The 22,835-nt window shown below is 69.1% G+C and carries 22 protein-coding genes; 6 read left to right on the top strand and 16 right to left on the bottom strand.

The genetic code is table 11. From position 1 onward, the window contains the following. Positions 1–4: 4 nt before the first annotated feature. Entirely contained in the window at positions 5–1,726 is a 1,722-nt protein-coding gene (locus N2M23_RS11810) for a TIGR03767 family metallophosphoesterase (protein WP_265445730.1), read from the bottom strand. 101 nt (positions 1,727–1,827) lie between these two features. Continuing rightward, on the bottom strand, positions 1,828–2,418 hold the full coding sequence (locus N2M23_RS11805; RefSeq protein WP_265445728.1) for a TetR/AcrR family transcriptional regulator: 591 nt from the start codon (positions 2,416–2,418) through the stop codon (positions 1,828–1,830). Positions 2,419–2,541: 123 nt separating this feature from the next. Here N2M23_RS11805 and N2M23_RS11800 point away from each other — a divergent pair, with 123 nt between their 5' ends. From N2M23_RS11800 to N2M23_RS11785, 4 genes are read left to right on the top strand one after another with little or no spacing between them, the layout of a single operon-like run. Further along, the gene (locus N2M23_RS11800) at positions 2,542–3,339 is read left to right on the top strand and encodes an SDR family oxidoreductase (protein ID WP_265445726.1); all 798 of its coding nucleotides are present in this window, start codon (positions 2,542–2,544) and stop codon (positions 3,337–3,339) included. A 13-nt stretch (positions 3,340–3,352) separates the two neighbouring features. Beyond that, positions 3,353–4,339: an NADPH:quinone oxidoreductase family protein gene (locus tag N2M23_RS11795; RefSeq protein WP_265445724.1), complete on the top strand. Its 987-nt coding sequence runs from the start codon at positions 3,353–3,355 to the stop codon at positions 4,337–4,339. 51 nt (positions 4,340–4,390) lie between these two features. Next, positions 4,391–5,155 (top strand): 3-oxoacyl-ACP reductase FabG, encoded by a 765-nt coding sequence (gene fabG, locus N2M23_RS11790; protein ID WP_265445723.1) that lies wholly within the window; start codon positions 4,391–4,393, stop codon positions 5,153–5,155. Between the two features lie 3 nt (positions 5,156–5,158). Then, the gene (locus N2M23_RS11785) at positions 5,159–5,611 is read left to right on the top strand and encodes a MaoC family dehydratase (RefSeq protein WP_171153220.1); all 453 of its coding nucleotides are present in this window, start codon (positions 5,159–5,161) and stop codon (positions 5,609–5,611) included. A gap of 46 nt (positions 5,612–5,657) precedes the next feature. Here the strand turns inward: N2M23_RS11785 and N2M23_RS11780 are convergent, their stop codons facing one another. Continuing rightward, a complete protein-coding gene (locus N2M23_RS11780; protein ID WP_265445722.1) occupies positions 5,658–6,320 on the bottom strand; it encodes a VC0807 family protein in 663 nt (220 codons plus the stop codon). 126 nt (positions 6,321–6,446) lie between these two features. On the opposite strand from N2M23_RS11780, the gene N2M23_RS11775 reads away from it, so the two are divergent. After that, positions 6,447–6,662 carry a hypothetical protein gene (locus N2M23_RS11775; protein ID WP_265445721.1) on the top strand — a complete coding sequence of 72 codons (216 nt, stop codon included), beginning with the start codon at positions 6,447–6,449 and terminating at the stop codon, positions 6,660–6,662. 67 nt (positions 6,663–6,729) lie between these two features. Then, positions 6,730–9,594, top strand: a complete 2,865-nt coding sequence (locus tag N2M23_RS20995) for a helix-turn-helix transcriptional regulator (RefSeq protein ID WP_341870597.1) — start codon at positions 6,730–6,732, stop codon at positions 9,592–9,594. Positions 9,595–9,618: 24 nt separating this feature from the next. Here N2M23_RS20995 and N2M23_RS11760 read toward each other — a convergent pair whose 3' ends face one another. The 13 genes from N2M23_RS11760 to N2M23_RS11700 are packed head-to-tail and all read right to left on the bottom strand — an operon-like array spanning position 9,619 to position 22,817. After that, positions 9,619–10,410, bottom strand: a complete 792-nt coding sequence (locus N2M23_RS11760; protein ID WP_265445719.1) for a serine hydrolase — start codon at positions 10,408–10,410, stop codon at positions 9,619–9,621. After that, complete coding sequence (gene pepN / locus N2M23_RS11755; protein ID WP_265445717.1) at positions 10,407–12,866, bottom strand: aminopeptidase N; 2,460 nt, start codon at positions 12,864–12,866, stop codon at positions 10,407–10,409. Before pepN ends, N2M23_RS11760 begins: the two co-directional genes overlap by 4 nt. 45 nt (positions 12,867–12,911) lie before the next feature. After that, positions 12,912–13,793, bottom strand: a complete 882-nt coding sequence (htpX, locus tag N2M23_RS11750; RefSeq protein ID WP_265445715.1) for a zinc metalloprotease HtpX — start codon at positions 13,791–13,793, stop codon at positions 12,912–12,914. 59 nt (positions 13,794–13,852) lie between these two features. Then, the gene (locus N2M23_RS11745) at positions 13,853–15,301 is read right to left on the bottom strand and encodes an NADH-quinone oxidoreductase subunit N (protein ID WP_265445713.1); all 1,449 of its coding nucleotides are present in this window, start codon (positions 15,299–15,301) and stop codon (positions 13,853–13,855) included. Next, complete coding sequence (locus N2M23_RS11740; RefSeq protein WP_265445711.1) at positions 15,298–16,800, bottom strand: complex I subunit 4 family protein; 1,503 nt, start codon at positions 16,798–16,800, stop codon at positions 15,298–15,300. The genes N2M23_RS11745 and N2M23_RS11740 overlap by 4 nt, the downstream gene beginning before the upstream one ends. After that, entirely contained in the window at positions 16,794–18,845 is a 2,052-nt protein-coding gene (locus tag N2M23_RS11735; RefSeq protein ID WP_265445709.1) for an NADH-quinone oxidoreductase subunit 5 family protein, read from the bottom strand. Before N2M23_RS11735 ends, N2M23_RS11740 begins: the two co-directional genes overlap by 7 nt. After that, positions 18,845–19,150, bottom strand: a complete 306-nt coding sequence (gene nuoK / locus N2M23_RS11730) for an NADH-quinone oxidoreductase subunit NuoK (protein WP_265445708.1) — start codon at positions 19,148–19,150, stop codon at positions 18,845–18,847. Before nuoK ends, N2M23_RS11735 begins: the two co-directional genes overlap by 1 nt. Further along, a complete protein-coding gene (locus N2M23_RS11725) occupies positions 19,147–19,677 on the bottom strand; it encodes an NADH-quinone oxidoreductase subunit J family protein (RefSeq protein WP_265445706.1) in 531 nt (176 codons plus the stop codon). Before N2M23_RS11725 ends, nuoK begins: the two co-directional genes overlap by 4 nt. Further along, complete coding sequence (locus N2M23_RS11720) at positions 19,674–20,258, bottom strand: 4Fe-4S binding protein (RefSeq protein ID WP_265445704.1); 585 nt, start codon at positions 20,256–20,258, stop codon at positions 19,674–19,676. Before N2M23_RS11720 ends, N2M23_RS11725 begins: the two co-directional genes overlap by 4 nt. Before the next feature lie 7 nt (positions 20,259–20,265). Further along, the gene (locus N2M23_RS11715) at positions 20,266–21,231 is read right to left on the bottom strand and encodes a complex I subunit 1/NuoH family protein (RefSeq protein ID WP_265445702.1); all 966 of its coding nucleotides are present in this window, start codon (positions 21,229–21,231) and stop codon (positions 20,266–20,268) included. 58 nt (positions 21,232–21,289) lie between these two features. After that, positions 21,290–21,820: an NADH-quinone oxidoreductase subunit C gene (locus tag N2M23_RS11710; RefSeq protein WP_265445700.1), complete on the bottom strand. Its 531-nt coding sequence runs from the start codon at positions 21,818–21,820 to the stop codon at positions 21,290–21,292. Continuing rightward, positions 21,817–22,404: an NADH-quinone oxidoreductase subunit B gene (locus N2M23_RS11705; protein WP_341870596.1), complete on the bottom strand. Its 588-nt coding sequence runs from the start codon at positions 22,402–22,404 to the stop codon at positions 21,817–21,819. The genes N2M23_RS11710 and N2M23_RS11705 overlap by 4 nt, the downstream gene beginning before the upstream one ends. Then, complete coding sequence (locus tag N2M23_RS11700; protein ID WP_265445698.1) at positions 22,401–22,817, bottom strand: NADH-quinone oxidoreductase subunit A; 417 nt, start codon at positions 22,815–22,817, stop codon at positions 22,401–22,403. The genes N2M23_RS11705 and N2M23_RS11700 overlap by 4 nt, the downstream gene beginning before the upstream one ends. Between the last annotated feature and the right edge of the window lie 18 nt (positions 22,818–22,835).

Here is a 22,835-nt window from a genome sequence, read left to right as displayed (position 1 = left end):
CCGGTCAGCCGCCGGGCTTGGTGAGCAGCAACTCGGTGTTGTGATCGCCGGCCCCGCCCGCCCGGTTGGGGTCCTTACCGAGGTCGTTGTAGGAGAACTCGCGGTAGAGCGAGGCGAGCGAACCGGCGTCGCCCGCGTCGTACGACGCTTGGTATGGCGCGGCCGACTCCACCAGCGTGGTGAACAACGACAACGTGCCGTCGCGGTTGTCGCAGACGTCGATGATCCGAGCGTGCTGCGGGAAGTCGATGTGCGACGCAGTGTTGATCTCCCACCAGCCGCGCTCCGGCACGTCGTGGCCGCGGGCGGTGATCCGGTTGTCGTGGGTGTGCCCGTTGACCCACGCCAGCACGTTGGGGAAGCGCGACAGCACGCCACGCACGTCGGGGCCGGAGTGCCGAATCTCCAAGCGGTCCGGGGCGATCAGCAGATTGCCCATACTGTCGGAGGTGTGGTGACTGAACACCACGAAGTAGCTGTCCTGCACGCCGGCCTTGGTGACCTTCCGGCCGAAGATGTCGTAGAAGTGACTCGAACCCTTCTCGAGCACGTCGATCAGCCAGGTGTACTGCTGGTGCCCGAGCGATCCGTCGGTGAAGCCCGCGCGGTTGGTCGAGTCGAGGGCGATGCCGGTGACGCCCGGAGCGATCTCGAAGGTGTAGTAGCCGTTGCCAGTCGCGACGTTCTCCGCGGTGAACCCGTGACCGGCCGGACCCGGCCCCTCCGCGCCTGCATCGAGGTGGGCCTGCATGTATTCCTTGGGAGTAAAGGGCTTTCGCCGCTCATCCGGGGTCACTTTGGTGCCGGACTTGAGCGCGGACGACATGCCGAGGATCGAGGTCGCACCGCCCTGCACGGCCGCCTTCAATGCGCTGTCGGCGCTGCTGGACGAGAAACCGGTGAATTTGAAGTCGCCGGTGTAGACCGCCTTGAGCAGCCCCCAGTCGGAGGGCAACGTGCCTTCGACCGAGTCGTCGTGGTTGCCGAAGACGCTGAACCATTTGGTCTGCAATCCGGGACTCGTGTGCGCCGCCGTAGCGCGGGCGAAATAGCCTGGCAGGTAAGGAAATCCGACATCCTTGAAGTCGTCCTTGGCCGGATCCTGCGGGTTGTAGTAGAAGGAGTTTCCGCTCGTCTGGGCGCCTTCCCAGCGCTTCGGGTCACCGGTGTTGGGCGTGACACTGCCGCCGTTCAACAGCGTCAGGAACCAGTCGAGCTCGATCGTTTCGTGGTTGTCGGTGTTGTCACCAGTGGTGACCACACAGTCGAAGACGCGTCCCGAGAACGGCCCACGCGCGATGTCGTTGATCCGCCGGACGAGCTGACCAGTCCCCTGAGTGCCCAGCGCCTCGTGCGGACGGAACGCGGATCCGGTGACACCGCGCAGGAATTCGAACCGCATCGGCGACTGGGCGTCGATGACGTGCAGGTCGGTCAGCTGCACGAAGGAGGCGAGTGCAACCCGCTTGTCGTCACGGCCCGCCATACCCGTCGCCAAGTCGTCACGCACGACCAGTGGGTAACCCGGGCCGGCCGCGAGCCTGCTGTAGCCGCTCGCCTTCACGGGCGTGGCGACCTGCTCCAGCGTGGTGCCGCGGACGCTGTGGGCACGCCGCGCGGCGTCGGCCGCAGCGCGTGCGGTGCCGGCACCGCTCCACCCGAGCACTCCCGCTCCGGCAGCGCCGGCACCGGCAATGAGCAACGAACGGCGGGAGATCTGTGGCATGACGGCCTTTCGACGCGGTAGGCGAGCTCCTACCGACACTCCCAGAAGCAGGGTGCCCTTAGGTGAACGGGCGACCAACTTTTTCGTATGGCGTCGCGGCCTCAGCCGCCGCGGTAGCCGGCCATCCGCAGTGCCATCTGCGCGTTGTGCGCGGCAATCCGCTCGGGCGACCAGTCGCCGTCCTCGACGTACCAGCGCGCGACGTCGATCGACATCCCCATGATCGCGTTGGTGGTCATCCCGATCTCGCCGCAGTCGAAGTCGCCGGACTCGACCCCTGCGGCGAGCACCTCGCGGATCAACAGCTGGATCGCGTGGCGCAGCCCGTCGATCGTGGCGCGGTGCTCGTCGGTCAAGGCGGCGAGCTCGTAATTGACGACCCGAGCCATCGTGTGGCCGAGGGTGTGGCCCATCACGAATGTGTGCACCATCGCGGCCAGTTGTGCAGGCGGGGTGCCGGCGCCGTCGCGTGCCTCACGCAAGGATCGGACCGTCGCCTCGTGCCCCGCGAGCGAGATCGCATAGAGCAGCGACTCCTTGGTGCGGTGATGCACGTAGACCGCGGCCGGCGACATACCCGCCGCCGCGGCGATGTCGCGGGTCGTCGTGCCGTGAAAACCCTTTGCCGCGAAGGCATCCCGTGCGGCGTCGAGCAACTTGGTGCGGGTCGACTCCGCTGCGGGCAGGGACACTCGGGGATTCACTTCCTCTAAGCTCAAAGAACGGGTGCTCGTTGACGAGCATGCCCCAGCGTGCGACGCTAAGCAAGCGCTTAGTCAGCGTTTCCCGGCCTTACCCAAGGAGTGTGCACGCCCGTGACCGAATGGACCGATCGCGCGGTCGTGGTGACCGGCGCTGCCCGCGGCATCGGCGCCGCCATCGCGCAGCGCCTGGCCGACGAAGGCGCGCGGATCGTCGTCACCGATGTGCTGCCGCGCGACCTTGCGCAGACCGCCGAGGCGATCGGAGCACATCCTGTCACCGCTGACATCGGCACCGAGGACGGCGTGCGATCGGTCGTCGACCAGGCACGGGCTCACTTCGGCCGCGACATCGACGTGTGGGTCGGCAACGCCGGGGTCGCACAGGGCGAGGGCTTGGACAGCAGCGAGACCGAGTGGGCGTCCTCCTGGGAGATCAACGTGCTGGCGCACGTGCGCGCTGCCCGCCTGCTGGTGCCGGGCTGGCTCGAGCGAGGGCACGGCCGCTTCGTGGTGACCGCATCCGCCGCCGGGCTGCTCACCATCCTCGGCCAGCCGACGTATGCCGTCACCAAGCACGGCGCCGAGGCGTTCGCCGAGTGGCTGGCCGCGTCCTACGGCCACCGTGGGATCGACGTGCACGCGATCTGCCCACAGGGCGTGCGCACCGACATGTATCCCGGCCCGGACGACGGAGCCCTCGCCGCAGTCATCGGTCACGACGGTGCGTTGCAGCCGGCCGATGTCGCCGATGCGCTGGTGAAAGCCGTTGCGGCCAAAGAGTTTCTGGTGCTGCCGCACCCGGAGGTCAAGGACTACTTCGCCTTTCGGGCGAGCAACACTGACAAGTGGCTGAGCGGCATGCAGCGGCTGCAGGCACGCGTGGACCAACTGGGAGCAGACGAGAAGTGAAGGCGACAACCCGATGAAGGCGTGGCAGGTGCAGGAGCTCGGCGATCCGGGCGACGTGCTGCAGCAGGTGGAGCTCGACGCACCCTCCCCCGGCCCCGGCCAGGTGGCGGTCAAGGTGCGCTCGGCGGCGCTGAACTTCCCCGACGTGCTGATGTGCCAGGGGCTCTATCAGGTGCGCCCGGACCTGCCGTTCGTGCCGGGCGTGGAGCTGTGCGGCGAGGTGACCGCGCTCGGCGAGGGTGTGGACAACCTGCAGGTGGGCGATCGACTGATGGGCGGGTCGGCAATCCCCGCAGGCGGATTCGCCCAGTTCGCACTGATGCCAGCCACGAACTTCAAGGCACCGGAGTCGCTCGACGACGACGCAGCAGCGGTGCTGATGATCGCCTACCAGACGGCCTGGGCAGCGCTCTACCGGCGAGCCGAGCTGAGACCCGGCGAGACCGTGCTGGTGCAGTCCGCAGCGGGCGGTGTCGGATCCGCAGCGGTCCAACTGGCAAAGATCGGTGGCAACCCGGTGATCGCGATCGTCGGCGGAGCCGAAAAGGCAGAGGCGGCAAAGGCACTCGGCGCCGACGTGGTGATCGATCGCACCGCGGAGGACGTCGTCGCGCGGGTGAAGGAGGCCACCGACGGCAAGGGCGCCGACGTCATCTTCGATCCGGTGGGCGGCGACGCGTACGACCTGCTCACCAAGTGCGTCGCGTTCGAAGGGCGGATCGTGCTGGTCGGCTTCGCCGGTGGCCGCATCCAGGCGCCGCCGCTCAATCACGCTCTGATCAAGAACTATTCGATCCTCGGCCTGCACTGGGGCTACTACAACGTCAAGAAGCCCGAGGTCATCGTCGAGGGCAACGAGTTCCTCTCGAGCCTCGCCGACGCCGGCAAGATCAAGCCGCTGATCAGCCGCCGGTTGTCCTTCGGCGAACTGCCCGACGGACTCGAAGAACTCGCCGCCGGCAAGACCATCGGCCGCCTGGTGTGGCACCCGACCGCCTGACGCAAACCGACCCTGACGAGACTCTCGTCATACATCGATGAAGGAGAACGCATGACCGACAGCACCCCCACCCGCACCGCGATCGTCACCGGCGCGGCACGTGGCATCGGCGCCGCCGTCGCCGAGCGACTTGCCAAGGACGGCAATGCCGTTGCCGTGCTCGACCTCGACGAGGGCGCCTGCCAGGCGGTCGTCGACCGCATCACGCAGGCCGGCGGCAAGGCACTGGCGGTCGGCTGTGACGTCAGCGACGAGGAGTCGGTGACCGCCGCCGTCGACCGTGTCGCCAAGGAGCTCGGTGCGCCGACCGTGCTGGTCAACAACGCCGGTGTGCTGCGCGACAACCTCATCTTCAAGATGTCCGCGGACGACTGGGACACGGTGATGAACGTGCATCTGCGCGGCAGCTTCCTGGTGACCCGCGCGGTCCAGAAGCACATGACCGAGGCGAAGTTCGGCCGGATCGTCAACCTGTCGAGCACGTCGGCGCAGGGCAACCGCGGGCAGGTCAACTACTCCGCCGCCAAGGCCGGCCTGCAGGGCTTCACCAAGACGCTGGCGATCGAGCTCGGCAAGTTCGGGGTCACCGCCAACGCGATCGCACCCGGCTTCATCGTCACCGACATGACCGCCGCGACCGCACAGCGGGTGGGCGTCGACTTCGACCAGTTCCAGGAGCTGGCCGCCAAGGAGATCCCGGTGCAGCGAGTCGGTCGCCCCGAGGACATCGCGGCCACGGCGTCGTTCTTCTGCAGTGACGAGGCCGGCTTCGTCAGCGGTCAGGTGCTCTACGTCGCCGGTGGCCCGAGGGACTGAGTCATGCGCACCTTCAACGGAATCGAGGAATTGCAGGCCGCGGTCGGCGAGCACCTCGGCTACAGCGAGTGGCACGAGATCACCCAGGAACAGGTCAACCTGTTCGCGGACGCGACCGGCGACCATCAGTGGATCCACGTGGACGTGGAGCGCGCCAAGGAAGGACCGTTCGGCGGCACGATCGCACACGGCTACCTGACGCTGTCGATGATCCCGATGCTTTCGTGGGAGGTCTACGCGCTCGAGGGCGTGAAGATGGGCATCAACTACGGCTCGAACAAGGTGCGTTTCCCGACGCCGGTCCCGGTCGGCTCGCGGGTGCGCGGTGGCCTGGAGTTGCAGTCGGTCGAGCCGTCGTCGCTCGGCTTCACCGTGACGATGAAGGTCACCATCGAGATCGACGGCCAGGACAAGCCGGCCTGTGTTGCCGAGACGCTGTCGGTCGTGGTGCCGTGACGGGCTGACGTCATACCCGTCATATCGGGCACGAGGAGGCCGGCGCTCACGCGAGAGCGTCGGCCTCTTCGCGCATCTGGCGGATGCCGGCGATGGTGATGACCGTCATGATCGCGAACGCGGCGATCTGGACGACCACCGAAGCAGCGACCGCGATGTCGATCGAGGTCAGGTAGATGATCGCCACGCGGACCAGCGCCTCCACGATCAGGCCGATCCCCCAGAGCAACCCGAGCTGGACGAACTTGCGCCGGAAATCGGCAGACTCGGCCCAACCACGGTGCAGGTCGGCACGATCCTTCGCACTGCCGGCCAGCCGGGTCGCGACGGCAAAGGTGAGCGGCTTGCCGAAGCGACACGAGCCGAGGAAGACAACCCCCGCCACGAGCGTCAGCGCGGCATTCTTCAGCAGCATGAAGCGCGGGTCGCCGGTGAGGAACGACGCCGCAGTGCCGGCCGCGAAGATGAACAGCATGAAGCCGGCGAACGCATCGACCTGCTTGGTCCGCCACGCCACCCAGAGCAGCCGGACGCCGGCGACGATCGTGCCGGCGAGCAGCGAGTTGAAGGTCGACATACCCGCTGATCGGGCCAGGTAATAGGCGACCACCGGCAACCCGATGTCCCACAGCAACATGGTCACCAGCCCGGCGAGGCGCACGTCCTTGCCGTAGGCGCCCGCGTGCTTACCGGTGTCGGCCTGCTCCATGGCCGATCAGTCTAAGGCGGTCGAGCGCCGATCGGGGCCGGACAAATAAGGCATCCGCCCCATGTGCGGCACTACCTCAGGCGACGAATGTCGAGGTCGAAGCACCCGACCCGACAAGGAGTGGCCATGAACAACTTCACCGGACCCGCACTCGACACCGAGCTCGCCTACCGCCGCGAGCGCATCGCGCACGACTTCGCCGTCGCGCACGGCTGGGAACTCAGCCTGCGCCGGGTGACCGGCTGGGCACGGCGGCTCGCCGGAGGCGGAGGAGGACAGAACGGCCGGGCGTCCGGCAAGGGGCCGGCCGCGCGACCGCTGCCGACGCTGACCTGGCGCTGAAGTGGCGCCGACTGGCGCTGAAGTGGCACCGACGGCCGATGTCGGTGCGGGCGGGCAGAATGATCCCGTGTCCTCCCCGCTCGCACCCACCGGGCCGATCTTCGGGCGCGCCTTCGAGGTCGAGGATTTCGCGTCGCTGCTGGCCGATCGCGAGCGGTCGTCGGTGACTCTGCTGGGCGGCGACGCCGGGGTCGGCAAGACCCGTCTGGTCGCCGAGGTGGCGCAGCGCTGCCGCGACCTCGGGGGACGCGTGCTGCTCGGTCACTGCCTCGACCTCGGCGACAGCGCCGGCCCCTATCTGCCGATCACCGAGATGCTGCGGCAACTGCGCGCGGCCGAGCCGCAGCGGTATGCCGAGGCCGCCGCCGGGCTCGCGGGGCTCCAGCCGGGCGGCACGACCAACCCGACCGAGGTGTTCGACGCGGTCGCGACGTTCCTGGAGCAACTGGCGCAGGACGGGCCGCAGCTGGTCGTGGTCGAGGACGTGCACTGGGCCGACCGCGCCACCCGCGAACTCCTGACCTATCTCTTCACCCGGGGGCTGCCCGACCGAGTGCACCTGCTCGCGACCTACCGCACCGATGACCTGCATCGGCGGCACCCGCTGCGCCCCCAGCTCGCGGAGTGGTCGCGGCTGCCGGCGGTGCGACGTGCCGGGTTGCAGCCGCTGCCGCCGTCGGCGGCCGAGGAGCTGGTGCGCCACCTACGGCCGCAGCTGACCGAGCCGCAAACCGCGGCGATCGTCGACCGGGCCGGCGGCAATCCGTTCTTCACCGAGGAGCTCGTCGCGGCATCCGGTGAGTCGGTCGGTGCCGCGGGCTTGCCGGCAGAGTTGGCGGATCTGCTTCTGGTCCGGGTGGATTCGCTGGGTGACGACGTGCGGCAGGTGCTCCGATCAGCATCAGTCGCAGGACGCTCGGTGCGTCATACGACATTGGCGCAGCTGACCGAACTCGACGCGGCGCGGCTCGAGGGTGCGCTGCGGGCCGCGCTGGACGGCCAGGTGCTGGTGACGACCGAGGACCAGTGCTACGCATTCCGGCACGCGTTGCAGTCCGAGGCGTTGTATGACGACCTGCTGCCGGGTGAGCGGGTCCGGCTGCATAGTCGACTGGCCGACCTGTGGGCCGATCGTGCGGAGCCGGGCGCCGCGGCGGCGGTTGCGCTGCACGCCGAGCGCGCCGGCCGGGTCGAGATGGCGATCGAGGCGTCGGTGCGGGCCGGCGAGGTGGCGATGGGCACGGCGGCGCCCTCCAACGCCGTGCCGCACTTCGAGCGTGCTCTGTCGCTCGCCAGTCAGCACCCGGAGCTGGCTGGCGCCGTCCCGGTCGACCTTCCGCAGCGCACCGCGGAGGCGTTGCTGCGCAGTGGTGACCCGCACCGCGCGGCGAGCCTGATGCGGGACGCGCTCCACGGGCACTCCGGGCCGTTGCCCGAGCGCGCCGACCTGGTGCGACTGCTTGCCTCCGCGCTGCTCTTCACCGATCTGCCGCAGCTGCCGATCGCCGCCTTCGACGAGGCGGTCACCTGGGTGGACGACCCCGAGCATGCCGCCGTGCACGCCGCGCTGCTGGCCCTCAAGGGCCGGACGCTGATGTCCGAGGAGCGCTATGCCGAAGCGACCGCGGTCATCGATGATGCGCTGACCATCGCGCGGCAGGGGGACAGCGCATCGGTGGTGATCGACCTGATGACGACCCGGGCCAAGCTGGACGGCCTGACCGGTGATTACACCGGAGCGGTCGCCGGGCTCGAGGCCAATTGGCAGAAGGCACGCGCGCACCACGACGTGCAGGGCGAGTTGCGGGCGCTGCACCAGCTGGCCGGGCTCCAGTCGCGCGCAGGGCAGCACCAGGCCGCCTACGACACCTATGCCCTTGCCACCCGGCGCGCGGACGAGGGTCACGCCTCCGGCGACACGCACGCCTTGTCCAGCCGCACGTTCGGTGCCGTGCTCGCCGCCAAACGCGGCGATTGGGCAGTGGCCAATGCCTTGCTGGAGCTGGACTTCCCGGTGTCGCCGATGTTCGAGGCCGGCTTCGATGTCGTCCGCATGCAGCTGGCCCTGATGCGCGGCGACCCCGCCACTGCCCGCGCTGTCTTCCCGGCCGTGCGCGCGGTCTGGACCCAGGACATGTTCTTGCTCGTCAACGCGGGGCCCGCGATGGTCGAGGTGTTCGGCGCCGAGGGCGATCCCGCTGCCGCGGTGCGGATGTATGACGAGACGCTCGCCACCGCGCGCGACGTGTGGAAGCTGCACGTCTTTGACGCACAGCTCCATCTGACGGCGGTGCTCGTGCAGGTGCTGGCGGACGTCGCCCGGGAAAACCAGCGCGCACGCTCGCAGTGGCAGCCGGCGGCGGACGCCGGTCTGGCGGTGCTGGAGGGCGTCGTGGCCGACCGTGGCACCGACCAGATCCTCGGCCTGGAGTCCCGCGCGTGGCTGGCCCGCGCCCGCGCCGAGCTGTTGCGTTTCCAATGGGCCGGTGTCGGCGCGCCCGACAGTGCACTGATCGACCAATTCCGGTCCGCTGCAGCACTTTTCGACGAGTGCGGCTTTCCCTACGACCGTGCGGAGAGCCAGGTGCAGCTGGCCCGCGCCCTCTTCGCGGCAGGACAGCGCACGCAGGCCCGCGACGTCGCCTCCCGAGCGGCGGACACCGCTCGCGCGCTCGGCGCCCGGCGGTTGATCACGGCCGCCCGCGTCGGGACGACCGGCTCAGCTCCGGCAGCCGACGGCGCACTGACCAACCGGGAGGCCGAGGTGCTCCGTCTGGTCGCGGGCGGGCGCACCAACGGTCAGATCGCCGCCGAGCTCTTCATCAGCCCGAAGACCGCGAGCGTGCACGTGTCCAACATTCTGGCCAAACTCGGCGCCACCACCCGCACCGAAGCCGCCGATCTCGCCCGGCAGCAGGGCCTGCTCGACTGAGGAGCCACGCGTGGCGGCCCGTCGTCAGCGCAGCGCAGCGCGGATGGTGTCGCCGTGCTCGCGCATGCGGCTCATCACGGTCGCCAGTCCGGGTGCCGCATCGTCCCCGGCCCAATTGGCCACGACCGCGTAGGCGACCGTGTCCGACCCGTTGGTCACGATGCCGACGTCGGCCCGGATGCCGTCGTCGGTGCCCGTCTTGTTGCGCAGGCCCGGCTGGTCGTCACCACCGATCTCGTTGTGTGCCAACGGATCGTCGAGGAATGCCGACGCGACCATCGACAGGTCCGTGTTGAGTGACATCCACTCGCCGACCAGCGGTGACACCACGCCGGCCTGCAGGGCCGTGAGGAAGCCGACGAGCGACCTTGCGCTCGCACGGGACAGGGTGGGCGGCGTGCCGGGGCCGCGCTGTTCTCGTGGCACGTCGCTGACGTAGTCGAGCAGCTCCATCGGCGGTGCCCCGATGGAAGCACCGAAATCCTGCACGGCGCCGAGGCCCACCAAGTCGATGAGCACGTTGGTCGCGAGGTTGTCGCTGACCGCGCCGACCAGCCGGCACGCGTCGAGGACGGTGAGGTCCTGCTGGTCGAGCAGGTGCCACAGTCCGGAGTCTCGCACGAATTGTGCATCCTGCTTGCTCACCCGTCGATCTGCTTGCAGGACACCGGATTCGAGCCGGCGCGCCACCTCACCGAGCAGGAGCAGCTTGCCGACGGAGGCGGTCTTGAGGACCAGGTCGGCCGACTCGTCCAAGATCGGCGGCGCGTCGGGTCGGGCGAGTGAGACGGCATACGCGCTCCAGGAGAGGGTCATCGAAACTTTCTCCGTGACGCCAGCTGTTCACGCAACACGTTCGTGCTGTCCACCATTGCCCGGCGCATTCCGCTGGGCAAGTCTGCTGTCAGCGCGGTCTCGGCCAGCTCGAGGGTGCGGTCGTCGGTGTGGGTCAACGGGTAGCCCGACGTCACCAACTGTCGCATCACCATGTCACCGAACCGGTCTGCCAGCAGCGGCAATTCGGTGAAGAAGCGCTCGACATACGGCTCGGTCAGCTCCTGGTCGAGACTGGAGAAGAAGGAGGTGAGGATCGTCTGCGCCTCCCGGTTGGACAGCGTCGCGTTGCCGATGAGTTGCTGCCACGCCCGCTGCTTGGCCGGCCCGGTCGGGATGGCGGTGCGCGCGCCCAGAGCTGCGAGTACACCCCGGGACGACTCGTCGCGTGCGGCGTGCTCGGCGATCTCCTCCTCGGGCATCGACCCGATCTCAGCGAGGCGATGGACCAGGAGCCAGCGGAAGTCCTCATCGGAGTCGAGCGCAGGCGGGAGCCCGTCGCCGGCCAGCCAGCGACGCAGCAGGTCGACGTCCTGGCTGGTCCGTGCCACCAGTCGGGCCGCGGTCAGCTTCGTCGAGGCCGGCGCAGGACCCTCGGTCAGCGCCCGAAGGCCCGTATTCGCAAGGAGATCAAGGCAATCCGGCGTCTCCTCGGGTGGCAGGTAGCGACTTGGCAGGAGCTGCGCCACGGCGGCGCCAACGCCGCTCATGATCGCGTCCTCGGGTTCGAGCCACCAGGTGCGCGCGAAGGTGTCCAGCAAGAGCCGGGGGTTGACCGTGCCGAGGGCGAGGCCATTGGTGAGAGACGACCAGATGACGGCGCGCGCGGTCGCGTCCGGGATCAGCGGCAGTTGCTCGGCGATGCGTGCCTGAGTGGCAGGGTCCAGCTCGACAATCCCCCATGCTGTGTCGGTTGCGTTGGGCAGCAACAGCTTCGGTTCGATGTCGTATGACGGCAGCTTCGTCCGGTCCCGCTCCACTCGGACCGTCTCGTTGACCACGACCTGCCCGTCGCGATAGCCCACTACGTCCAGCAGGTGCGGCCGATCGGCCGGGAACTCGGCGGGAGTCGTGCGCACCACAGTGTCGGAACCGTCCATCGAGAAGACATCGGTGCCAGGGGTGAGCAACCAGGCCTGCGTCCACCGGTGCAGATCGACTCCGCTGCTCGCCTGCATCGCGTCGAGGAAGTCTTGCAGCGTCGCGTTGCCGAAACTGTGCTGTTCCAGGTAGTTTCGGACGCCCTGCCGGAAGGCGTCCTCGCCCAGGTACGCCTCCAGCTGGCGCAGCGCGGAGGCACCCTTCGGATAGGTGATGCCGTCGAGGTTGAGCAACGCGGAGTGCACGTCAGGTGCCGGCATGCCCGCGATCGGATGGGTCGAGGGTGCCCGGTCGGCGGCATACCCCCAGTTTTTGCGGATCACCGAGAAGTCCAGCCATGCCTCGGTGAGATTCGTTGCCCGGGAGCGCTGCTGGTGGGCGACGAACTCGGCGAACGACTCGTTCAGCCACAGGTCGTCCCACCAGCGCATCGTGACCAGGTCGCCGAACCACATGTGCGCCATCTCGTGGGCGATGACGGTGGCGCGCAGCAGGTGCTGGCTGTAGGACGCCTCGCCCTGGAAGACGAACTCGTCGCGGAAGGTGACACAGCCCGGGTTTTCCATTGCGCCCATGTTGAACTCCGGCACGAACACCTGGTCGTATTTGCCCCAGGGGTAACCGATTGCGTAGACCCGGTGGTAGTAGTCGAAGGCCTCCTTGGTCACCGCGAACATTTCATCGGCCTGCTCGCGCAGCTGCTCGCCGAGAGTGGCCCGGGCGTAGAGCCCGAGCGGAATGCCGTCGTGCTCATCGCTGACGCTGACGAACGGCCCCGCGCAGACGGTGAAGAAGTAGGTGGCGATCGGCCGGGTGGGCGCGAATCGCCATACGTCACCGTCGTGTTCGGCGAGCGGGGCGTTAGCAGTGACCACCCAGTCCGACGGCGCCGTGACCGTCAGGGAGTAGGGGGCCTTGAGGTCGGGCTGGTCGAAGCAGGCGTAGATCTTGCCCGCAGCCGACGCCGCGGGGCTGCCGTAGAGGTAGACCTGACCGTCCTCGGGGTCGACGGCGCGGTGCATGCCCTCGCCGTCCCGCACGTAACGCATGGTCGCTTCCACAACGAGCTCGTTGTCGGCCTGTAACGCGTCCAGGCGCAGCCGCCCGTCGCGGGCGGCCGATGCGTCGATCGGTCTGCCGTTCAACGCCATCGAGGCGATCTGCCCCGGCATGAACTCGGCGAAGGTGCCGGCTCCGGGTTCGGCGCAGGCGAAGCGGATGGTCACCGGCGACCCGAACACCTCGTCGCCGCGGGTGAAGTCGAGCTCGAGGTCGTATGACGTGACGGTGAGCAGTGCGGCGCGTTCGACCGCCTCGGTCCGGAGCAGGGTTGCCATCCCGCCAACCTAAGCCAACCCCATCCGGCGTGATGCGTGGGATGGTCAGCGAGTGATCTCCCGGCCGTACGCCTGATTCTCAAGTCGCTTGATCCGCTCGGCGGTGGGTGGGTGGGTCGACATCAACCGCGACACGTCCTGCGCGCGGAACGGGTTGGCGATCATCAGGTGGCTGGCGTTGACCACCTTCGGCTCGGGCGCGAGCGGCGTGCGGGCGGTGCCGCTCTCGAGCTTCTGCAGCGCGGAAGCGAGCGCGAGCGGGTCGCCGGTCAGCTTCGCGCCGTCCTCGTCCGCGTCGTACTCACGGGTCCGGCTGATCGCGAACTGGATCAGCATCGCGGCGATCGGCGCGAGCAGCGCCATCGCGAGCATCGCAATCGGGTTCGGGCGGTCGTCGTCGTTGCTGCCGCCACCGAACATGCCACCGAAGAACATCATCATCTGCGCGATGGAGGTGATGATGCCCGCGAGCGCCGCAGCGATCGACGAGGTGAGGATGTCGCGGTTGTAGACGTGCATCAGCTCGTGGCCGAGCACGCCGCGCAGCTCCCGCTCGTCGAGCAGCCGGAGGATGCCCTCGGTGCAGCAGACCGCCGCGTGCTGCGGATTGCGGCCGGTGGCAAACGCATTCGGCGCATCGGTGGGCGAGATGTAGAGCTTCGGCATGGGCTTGCCGGCCTTGGTCGACAGCTCGCGCACGATGCGGTACATCTCCGGCGCCTGCGCCTCGCTGACCGGGTAGGCGCGCATGGCCTTGATCGCGAGCTTGTCGGAGTTCCAGTAGCTGTAGGCGGTGGTCGCCACCCCGATGAGCGCAAACAGCCAGATCAGCTTGCCGCCGGCGACGACGGCGCCGATGCCGAGCAGGATGACCCAGATGCCGCCGAAGAGGGCGGCAGTCTTCAGGCCGTTGTAGTGACGGTGCATGTAGTGGAAAACGTGCGATCAGGCCCGCTTTGTTCCGTATGGCGGGGTCGCCCCACCAGTCAGCGTCCGACCAATCCGAGCAGCAGCTGCGGCGCGATGCTGGTCACCACGAGTGCCGCCAGACCGATCGCGACGACGGCGAGGTGCACCGGGTGCAGCCGGTCGTGCGTGCCCGGGTCGGTCGGAGCGCCGAAGAGGATCCGCAGCCAGCGCAGGTAGACCGCGACGCCGAGCATCGCGTTGACCGCCGCCACGATCGCAAGCGGCCACAGCCGCCCACCGGCGACCGGGCCGAGCGCGAGCACCTTGGCGACCAGGCCGACCACCGCGGGCGGCAGCCCCATCAGCGCGAGCAGCGCGAGCGCCAGCGTGACGCCGAGCAGCGGGCGCCGCCGCAGCAGACCACCGTATGACGCGAGCCGCGTCGCGTGGTTGCGTCCGTCAGAGTGCGCGAGCGCCGTCACGACGGCGAAGGCGACCAGGGTCGCGAGCGCGTAGACGACCAGGTAGCCGGCGGCCGCCCGGACGGCGTGGCTGGAGACGGCCGCGAGCGGCAGCACCACCCAGCCGGCCTGCGAGATCGTCGACCAGGCGAGGAAGCGCAGTGCCTGCTGCTCACGCAGCGCCATCACATTGCCCACGGTCATCGAGATCGCGGCGAGCACGCCGATGGCCGCGAGCGCCGACGTGCCGAGCACGGAGACACCACGGAAGATCACAAGGAGCGCGCCCAGCGCGGCCACCTTCGAGGTGACCGCGAGGAAGCCGCCGATCGGCACCGACGCGCCGCCGAACGCTTCGGGCGTCCACGCGTGGAACGGCACCAGCGACAGTTTGAAACCGACGCCGGCCACGATGAAGACGACGGCCAGCGCGAGGATCCGGCGAGAGTCGGCGTCGTGCGATGCCGCCAGCACCGCGTCACCGCCGAGTTGCACGGTGCCGGTGGCGGCGAACCACAGGGCGGCGCCCATCGCGGTGATCGCGAAGCTGACCAAGGAGGTCGTGAGCAGCGACAGGGCTCCGTCGGTCGCCGAGCGCCGGGCGCGCAGCGCGACCAGCGCGACCGTCGGCACGGTCGCGAGCTCGAGAGTCACCAGCCAGGAGGTCAGGTCGCGTGCGGCGACGACGCCGCTCGCACCCGCGGTTGCGGTCAGCAGCAGCGCCGCCTGCACCGGTGCACGCTCGGTCGGCACCCGAATCGGCAACGCCAGCAACACAATCACCGCCGCACTGACCAGCGCGGTGAATTGCAGACCGGCACCGACGTGGTCGACGGCATACAGGCAACTGCCGTCGGACAGACAGAGCGTCCGGCGCGGGTTGTCCGCCGACGGCAGCAGACCGGGTATGACGGTGGCCGCGCCGACGAGCAGCAACCCGGCGGTGAGCGCCCAGTGCACCCGGCCGAGCCGGGGCGCGATCGCGTCGACGACGAGCACGAGGAGCGCGCCGACACCGGGCACCAGCACCGGTGCGAGCAGCCACCAGTCGTAGGTGAGCGTCATCGCCCGACCACCGCCATCAGGTGGTCGACCGCTCCGGAGGTGGTGTTCAGCAGGATGATCGGCAGCACTCCCAGCACCACGGTCGCGGCGCCCAGCACCGTGACGACAACGAGTTCGCCCCCGCGGGCGTCGGATTCGGGAGAAGGCGGCAGCGGTCGACCGCCGTCGGCGTCGCCCATCCACACGATGCGCAGCACCCGCAGTGCGTATGCCGCGGCCAGCACCGCACCGACCGCGGCCACTGCGGCGAGCAGCCGGAACCAGCCGGTGGACCGGTCGCCGCCCGGGTTCCAGGCACCGAAGATCGCCAGCACCTCACCCCAGAAACCGGCGAGGCCGGGCAGGCCGAGCGACGCCGCGAGTCCGATGACGAGCGCAAGACTGAGCCGCGGCGAGACGTCCCGCAGTGCGCGCCGCGCGACGCTGAGATCGTCACCGCCCCACCGGTGTTTGAGGCCGCCGACAACCGCGAAGAGCAGCGCGGACACCACGCCGTGCGCGATGTTTGCGAAGAGGGCCGCCTGCAGACCGATCGCGGTGCCGCTCATCAGACCGAGCACCACAAAGCCCATGTGGGCGACCGACGACCAGGCGATGAGCCGCTTGAGGCTGCGCTCGACGAGGCAGACCAGGCCGCCCCAGACGATGCCGATCACCGCGCACGTCGCCACGTATGGCGCAAGCCGCTCCACGCCCGCGGGCAGCGGCGCGATGACCAGCCGCACGATGCCGTAGGTGCCCATCTTCAGCAGCACGGCGGCCAGCAGCATCGAGCCGGCAGTCGGCGCGATGGTGTGCGCACGAGGCAGCCAGGAGTGCAAGGGCCAGATCGGCACCTTGATGGCGAGGCCGATCAGCAGGATCGCGGCGACGACGGTCTGCTGCCCGGCAGGCAATGGGTGCCGGGCGAGGGTCGCGAGGTCGGCAGTGCCCGAGGCGAAGACCATGGTGAGGATCCCGACCAGCATCAGGGTCGAGCCGAGCACCGTGTAGAGCACGAAAGTTGCTGCGGCCCGGGCACGTTCGCTCGCGTCCTTGGGGTCGCCGAAGCGGTTGATCAGCACCCACATCGGCACCAGCACGACCTCGAAGGCGAGGAAGAAGCTGATCGCGTCCTGCACCAGGAAGGTGGCGATGCCGCCGCCGATCACCAGCAGCAGGCAGCCGAAGAAGGTGCCAGGCGTGCCCCCGCCAGGTTGTTCGTGCCGCGCATGTATGACGACGAGCACGCCGACGGCCGCGGTCATCAACAGCAGCGGCACGCTGATCCCGTCGACCGCAAGGTGCAGTCGCATGCCCACTTCGGGCACCCACGGCCGGTTGAGACTCGGGCGGTCGTAGGCGATGAGCGCGGCCGCGAGCAGCGAGATCAGCGTTGCGGCGAGCGAGACGGCGTACGCCGTGTGCCGGCTGACGGCGCGGGGCACCCGGTCTCCTGCGACGAGAGCCAGGCCGGCGACGATCGGGGCGAGGGGCGCGGCGAGCAGTGCGGCTACCACCAGATCACCCCCATCAGTCCGACGAGCACGACACCGAGCGCGACTGCGACCAGGCCACTCGTGGGGCGCCGGGTGTGCAGCCGGAAACCGGCGCCGGCGACCCGCGTGACGAGCGCGGGCAGCGCCTGCACCCCGCGGTCGAGGCCGCCTTCCAGCCGGGCGACTCCGCGGGCCAGGGCGACCACCGGACGTGCGACCAGCCCGACATACCCGGCATCGACGTCGAAACCGCGAGAGGCCGAGCTTCGCAGCGGCAACGGCAGCCGAGCTGCCGCGTCGCCGTAGACGGTGCCGATCGACATCAGCCGGACCAGGAGCGCCACCGCTGCCATCAGCACCAGCGATGCGCCGATCAGCCAGAGGTTGGCGTTCTCCCAGTCGACCTCGAGCATCGGGCTGAAGATCAGCGCGCCGCCGACGATGGAAAGAATCGCCAACAGTTGCAGGCCGGTTCGGGCGCCGGCCCCGGGCTGCGGCTCCGGCAGCGGGCCGTCGTCGTCATCATCGACCACCGGCGGCATCGGCTCGTCGCGCCGCAACGGCCGGCCGTGGACGTCGACCTGCGGCGATCCGGCGAGCATCTCGACGATGCCGACGTCGCGGATGTCGTAGGAGTCCTCGACCGCCTCGCGCACGACCACCCGCTGGCGGCCGGTGCGGTGGACCAGGATCAGCCACATCCGGGTCGTGTATGCCGCGGTCAGCGCCACCACACAGACCAGCGCGACGAATGCGATCCGCGCACTGACGTCGCCGTCGACGCCGCGCCGCGCGGCCTCGTCGACGATCAGGTCCTTGGACACGAAGCCGACGAGCGGTGGCACGCCGGCCAACGCGAGCAGGCCGATCCCGACCAGCCAGCGGACAGCCAGGTGCTTGCTCAGCGCACCGGACTGACGCTCGACGATCGTGCCGCCGACCAGCACTGACAACCAGCCGATCAGCAGGAAGAGCAGCGCCTTGAACATCGCGTGCGACAGCAGGTGGCTGATCCCAAGGTCGGCCGGCTCACGCACCGGGAGCACGGCGAGGCCGAGCAGCATCAGGCCGACCTGGGACACGGTCGACCACGCGAGCAACCGCTTGAGGTCGTGCTGGCAGAACGCGAGCACGGCCGCGCCGACCATCGAGACCGACGCGACGATCGTCAGCACGACACGGGCCGTGCCGGAAAGCTCCAGCAGCGCAACCAGTTTGGCGAGTACGACGGTGCCCGCCGCGACCATGGTCGCGGCGTGGATGAGGGCGGACGCCGGTGTCGGGCCCTCCATCGCGTCGGGCAGCCAGTCCTGGAACGGCACCTGCGCGGACTTGCCGGCGACTGCGCAGATGACGCAGAGCAGTGCCGCGGTGAGCGCGGTGCCGTGGTCGGCTGCGGCCGACTGCCAGTGCTGCACGATCTGCGGGATCGACGTGGAGCGGGCGCCGAGGGCGAGCACTGCGAGACCGATCGCGAAAGGTGCATCCGCGATGCGGGTCACCAGGAATGCCTTGTATGACGCGCGTCGCGCCTTGGCGCGCTCGGACTCGTGACCGATGAGCAGGTAGGAGCACCAACCCATCAGCTCCCAGCCCACCAGGATCAGCAGCACGTCACCGGAGAGCACCACCAGCTGCATCGCGGCCGTGAACAGGCCGACGGTTGCTGCGAATTGCCGATATCGCGGATCGGAGTAGAGGTACCAACGGGCGAAGACCTGCACCACGAGCGACACCAGCGCGACCGCCACCGCGACCAGCACCATGAGCCGATCGACCTGCAGCCGCAGCGGGACGGCGAGCGCCGGGCCGACCTTCAACTCGCCGATGGTGCGCGGGTCGGCGACCGCTCCCCCGCGCGCCTGCTGGGCGAGCAGCGCGGCCGCAGCGAGCAGCCCGAGCAGTCCGCCGATCGCGGCGATCACGAACGCGCCGCGCGCACTGCGGCGGGTGAGCACCAGGATCAGCACGCTGACCGCGGCGGGCAGCAGCACGACCAGGTGGCTCGGCTGCAGGACCAGGTCGAGCGCCAGGGACTGGGTGTCGAGACGCGAGGCGGAGGGCATCAGTCGTCACTCCCCCGCTGCGAGACGTCGATATTGCCGCGAGCGCGGAAGACGGCCAGGATCACCGCGAGCGCGACCGCGATCTCGGCCGCCGCGATGGTGATGATGAAGACCGTCATGCTCTGACCCGCGCGCAACGGGTCAGCGGTCAGCGATCCGACGGTCACGAAGAGCAACCCGGCCGCGGCGAGCATCAGCTCGACGCCGATCAGCACGAGCACGGCGTTGCGGCGAGCGAGCACGCCATACAGGCCGACTCCGAAGAGAATGCCGACCAGCAGCATCGGCAGGACGGGGTGGATCACCGGGCATCCGCCTCCGAGTCGTCGCGTCGGCCGATCGGCATACGCGACAACGCAAGCGCGGCGACCAGGGCGATCAGCAACAGCGCGGACAGCAGCTCGAAGGGCCACACCCAAGTGCCGAAGATCTGGCTCGCCAACACGTGGGTGCTGCCGCCTCTGACCGTGATCGCGTCGTTGCCGAAGGCCGAGATGAGCACCGCCGAGAGCAGCGCGGCGGTGGCGGCGCCGACGACGAGCGCGGCCGCGCGTTGCGGCAGCGGGGTGTCGTGATCACGACTGCGACCGATGGGCGCCCGAGTGAGCATCAGGGCGAACAAGACGAGTACGACGATGGCCCCGACGTAGACCAACAGCTGCACCAGTGCTACGAATTCGGCGCCCAGCACCAGATAGCACCCGGACAGCGACGCGAGCGCGACGACCAGCCAGAGCGCGGAGTGCACCAGGTGCTTGGTGCTGACCGCGAGCACGGCGGCACCGGTGCTGATCGCGCCGGCGAGCGTGAAGAGCACGTCATACGTCGTCATGGCTGCTCCTCGGTGCCGGGCCGCGGCACCTCACCGGCGCCGCGCTTGGTGGTGCGCCCGGCCGCCGGGTCGTCCTCGGGCTCGACGTCCACCACGAGTTGCTGCGCTTCGGTCTGCGGCAACTCGGGCACGAGCGGCTCGGGTGCCGGCACGGTCGGCATCCACTGGCCGAGAGTTTCCTTCTCCTGCAACAGGTCTCGGATGTCGGTGGTGGAGTATTCGAACTCCGGGCTCCAAAAGAGCGCGTCGAACGGGCAGACCTCGATGCAGATGCCGCAGTACATGCAGAGGCTGAAGTCGATCGCGAAGCGGTCGAGCACGTTGTGCTGCCGGGCGCGACCGCCCTCGGTCGTCGGCGGGGTCGTCTCCTTGTGGGAGTCGATGTAGATGCACCAGTCGGGGCACTCGCGGGCGCACAGCATGCAGGAGGTGCAGTTCTCCTCCAGCAGGGCGATGACTCCCCTACTGCGCGAAGGCAGTTCGGGTTTGACATGCGGATACTGCTGGGTGTGCGCGTGCGTGGTCATCGTGCGCGCGGTTGTCGCCATACCCTTGGCCAGACCGCTCAGGAACTTCGTCATTGCGACATCACCTCGAGGTCACCACCACTCCGATAGCTGTGATCGCCAGCTGCAACAGGGCCAGCGGCACCAGACCGAGCCAGGCGACCCGCTGCAGCTGGTCCTCGCGCAGGCGGGGCCACGCGACACGGATCCAGATGATCAGCACCGCGAAGATCGCACCCTTGAGCAGCGTCCAGAGCCAGCCGATCTGGTGGTCGAACGGCCCGGTCCAGCCGCCCAGGTAGAGCACTCCGAGCAGCAGGGACATCACCACGATGCCGGCGTACTCGGCCAGCAGGAAGAGCGCGAACCGCAGGCCGGTGTACTCGGTGTAGGGGCCCATCACCAGCTCCGAGTCGGCCACCGGCATGTCGAACGGCGGGCGCTGGAGCTCGGCGGTCGCCGCGACGAGGAAGACGAGCGCCCCGGGCAGCTGCCACAGCAGCCACCATGGTGTCCAGGCGTGCGCGATGCCGACGAGCGACAGCGAACCGGCGGCGATCGCGAAGGATGCGCAGGCGAGGATCAGCGGCAACTCGTAGGAGACGAGCTGGGCCGCGGTGCGCAGGCCGCCGAGCAGGGAGTACTTGTTGCCGCTGCCCCAGCCCGCCATCAGCGTGCCGACGGTGCCGATGCCGCCGACCGCGAGCACCCACACCAGACTGCCCGGCACGTCGGCGCCCACCGTGTGCGGGCCGAGCGGGATCACCGCCAGCGCAAACAGATAGGACACGATGCCGAGCGCCGGCGCGATGCGGAAGACCCGCTTGTCCGCGGCGAGCGGGACGATGTCCTCCTTCTGGCTGAATTTGATGCCGTCGGCGACCAGTTGCGCCCAGCCGTGGAAGCCGCCGGCCTCCATCGGGCCGAGGCGGCCCTGCATGTGCGCCATCACCTTGTGTTCGGTCTGGCCGACGAGCAGCGGCAGCACGAGGAAGGCCGCGAGCACGCAGACGGCTCGCAGCACGATCTCGACGATGTCGCCTGCCATTACCGGGGTCCTCGCGAAGTATCGGAGCGAGGCACGAGCGGAGAACTTCGTGGGGTGGTCATCGCGGTCCCCAGCTCTCGTCGGGTATGCCGGGTGGCTGCATCCGGCGTCGCGGCGTGCGGGCGGGTTTGCCGTCGGTGCTGTCGCCGCCCGGCTCCTTGGCGCCCGGCCACGGCTTGCTGACGCGGGCGGTCAGCACGAACGACTTGCGCAACGGATTGCCGTCGAAACCGTCCGGCAGCAACAGTTTTCGCAGTCCGAGACCGGTGCCGTCGTCGAAACCGGTGAAGTCGATGCCGAACATCTCGTAGGTCTCCCGCTCGTGCCAGGCGGCTCCGGCGAAGAGTTGGGTGAGGCTGTCGATCGAGGCACCGTCGGCGATCCGGGTGCGGGCCAGCGTCTCGCGGAAGGCGCCGTGGCGGGTGTCGTAGAGGTGGGCGACGATCTCCAGGCCCGGGTTGTCCTCGGCGTCGGTCTCGTCGACCGCGGTGAGGTAGTCGAAGAAGTCGAAGCCGGCCTCGCGCAAGCCCAGGAGCGTGTCACGCCAGTCTGCGGGTTCGCAGCTGACAGAAGGGATCTCGTAGGTCACGTCGTCTGCTCCGGTGGGGCGACGAGCGGACGGCTGACCTCGGCAGCCGAGGCGCGACGCCCGGCATACGGTCCGAGACGACCGCGCAGGCTCTTGGTCTGCAGCTTCTCCTGCGCGATCTGCTGCTGCAGCACGAGGATGCCCTGCAGCAGCGCCTCGGGGCGCGGCGGGCACCCGGGGACGTAGACGTCCACCGGGATCAGCTGGTCGACGCCCTTGGTGACGCAGTACGAATCCCAATAGGGGCCGCCGGAGTTGCTGCACGCCCCGAAGCTGATGACGTACTTCGGCTCCGGCATCTGGTCGTAGAGCCGGCGCACCGCGGGTGCCATCTTGTCGGTGACCGTGCCGGACACGACCATCAGGTCGGCCTGTCGCGGGCCGGGCGCGAACGGGATCACCCCGAGCCGGATGAAGTCGTGCCGGGCCATCGATGCCGCAATGAACTCGATGGCGCAGCACGCGAGCCCGAAATTGAATACCCACAGCGAGTAGCGACGCCCCCAGTTGAGCACCAGGCGCATCGGCTTCGGCGCGGCCGCCTGGCCGGCGCCGACCCGGGGCATGGGCAGGTCGGTGGTCATCGTTTCTCCCCTGCGGGCTCAGCGACGGATGAGCGGGGACCCTCCTGGGGCGAATCTGCCCAGTTGAGCAGGCCACGACGTGCGGCGTGCAGCAGGCCGACGAGCAGCACCGCGATGAAGATGCCCATCTCCACCAGGCTCACCACGCCGAGCCGGTGATCGCGCAACACCAGCGCCCATGGGAAGAGGTAGACCGCATCGACCGCGAAGACGACATACAAGAAGGCGTAGGTGACGTAGCGGATGTGGCTCTGCGCCCAGCCGCCGGTGACCGGATCGACGCCGGATTCGTAGGTCGTGAGCTTGGCCAGGCTGGGCGCGCGCGGCGCCAGCAGCCGCCGCGCAACCATGGCAGCGACGAACAGCAGGGCGCCGGCCAGGCCCACGCCCGCCAGCACCAAGTAGCCCGTCATTCCCGAAGACACCCCGGC

This window comes from Flexivirga meconopsidis, assembly GCF_026162425.1.
In the GTDB taxonomy this organism is placed as follows: Bacteria; Actinomycetota; Actinomycetes; order Actinomycetales; family Dermatophilaceae; genus Flexivirga; species Flexivirga meconopsidis.
This window is presented reverse-complemented; position numbering and strand designations above follow the sequence as displayed.

Excerpts from the sequence above, each read along its gene's own strand:
- N2M23_RS11700 (WP_265445698.1), bottom strand. The coding sequence starts at position 22,817 with ATGACGGGCTACTTGGTGCTGGCGGGCGTGGGCCTGGCCGGCGCCCTG.
- N2M23_RS11785 (WP_171153220.1), top strand. The coding sequence starts at position 5,159 with ATGCGCACCTTCAACGGAATCGAGGAATTGCAGGCCGCGGTCGGCGAG.
- N2M23_RS11795 (WP_265445724.1), top strand. The coding sequence starts at position 3,353 with ATGAAGGCGTGGCAGGTGCAGGAGCTCGGCGATCCGGGCGACGTGCTG.
- N2M23_RS11780 (WP_265445722.1), bottom strand. The coding sequence starts at position 6,320 with ATGGAGCAGGCCGACACCGGTAAGCACGCGGGCGCCTACGGCAAGGAC.
- htpX (WP_265445715.1), bottom strand. The coding sequence starts at position 13,793 with ATGCACCGTCACTACAACGGCCTGAAGACTGCCGCCCTCTTCGGCGGC.
- N2M23_RS11715 (WP_265445702.1), bottom strand. The coding sequence starts at position 21,231 with ATGGCAGGCGACATCGTCGAGATCGTGCTGCGAGCCGTCTGCGTGCTC.
- N2M23_RS11775 (WP_265445721.1), top strand. The coding sequence starts at position 6,447 with ATGAACAACTTCACCGGACCCGCACTCGACACCGAGCTCGCCTACCGC.
- N2M23_RS11725 (WP_265445706.1), bottom strand. The coding sequence starts at position 19,677 with ATGACGACGTATGACGTGCTCTTCACGCTCGCCGGCGCGATCAGCACC.
- N2M23_RS11705 (WP_341870596.1), bottom strand. The coding sequence starts at position 22,404 with ATGACCACCGACCTGCCCATGCCCCGGGTCGGCGCCGGCCAGGCGGCC.
- fabG (WP_265445723.1), top strand. The coding sequence starts at position 4,391 with ATGACCGACAGCACCCCCACCCGCACCGCGATCGTCACCGGCGCGGCA.
- N2M23_RS11720 (WP_265445704.1), bottom strand. The coding sequence starts at position 20,258 with ATGACGAAGTTCCTGAGCGGTCTGGCCAAGGGTATGGCGACAACCGCG.
- pepN (WP_265445717.1), bottom strand. The coding sequence starts at position 12,866 with ATGGCAACCCTGCTCCGGACCGAGGCGGTCGAACGCGCCGCACTGCTC.
- N2M23_RS11745 (WP_265445713.1), bottom strand. The coding sequence starts at position 15,301 with ATGACGCTCACCTACGACTGGTGGCTGCTCGCACCGGTGCTGGTGCCC.
- N2M23_RS11810 (WP_265445730.1), bottom strand. The coding sequence starts at position 1,726 with ATGCCACAGATCTCCCGCCGTTCGTTGCTCATTGCCGGTGCCGGCGCT.
- N2M23_RS11735 (WP_265445709.1), bottom strand. The coding sequence starts at position 18,845 with ATGCCCTCCGCCTCGCGTCTCGACACCCAGTCCCTGGCGCTCGACCTG.
- N2M23_RS11760 (WP_265445719.1), bottom strand. The coding sequence starts at position 10,410 with ATGACCCTCTCCTGGAGCGCGTATGCCGTCTCACTCGCCCGACCCGAC.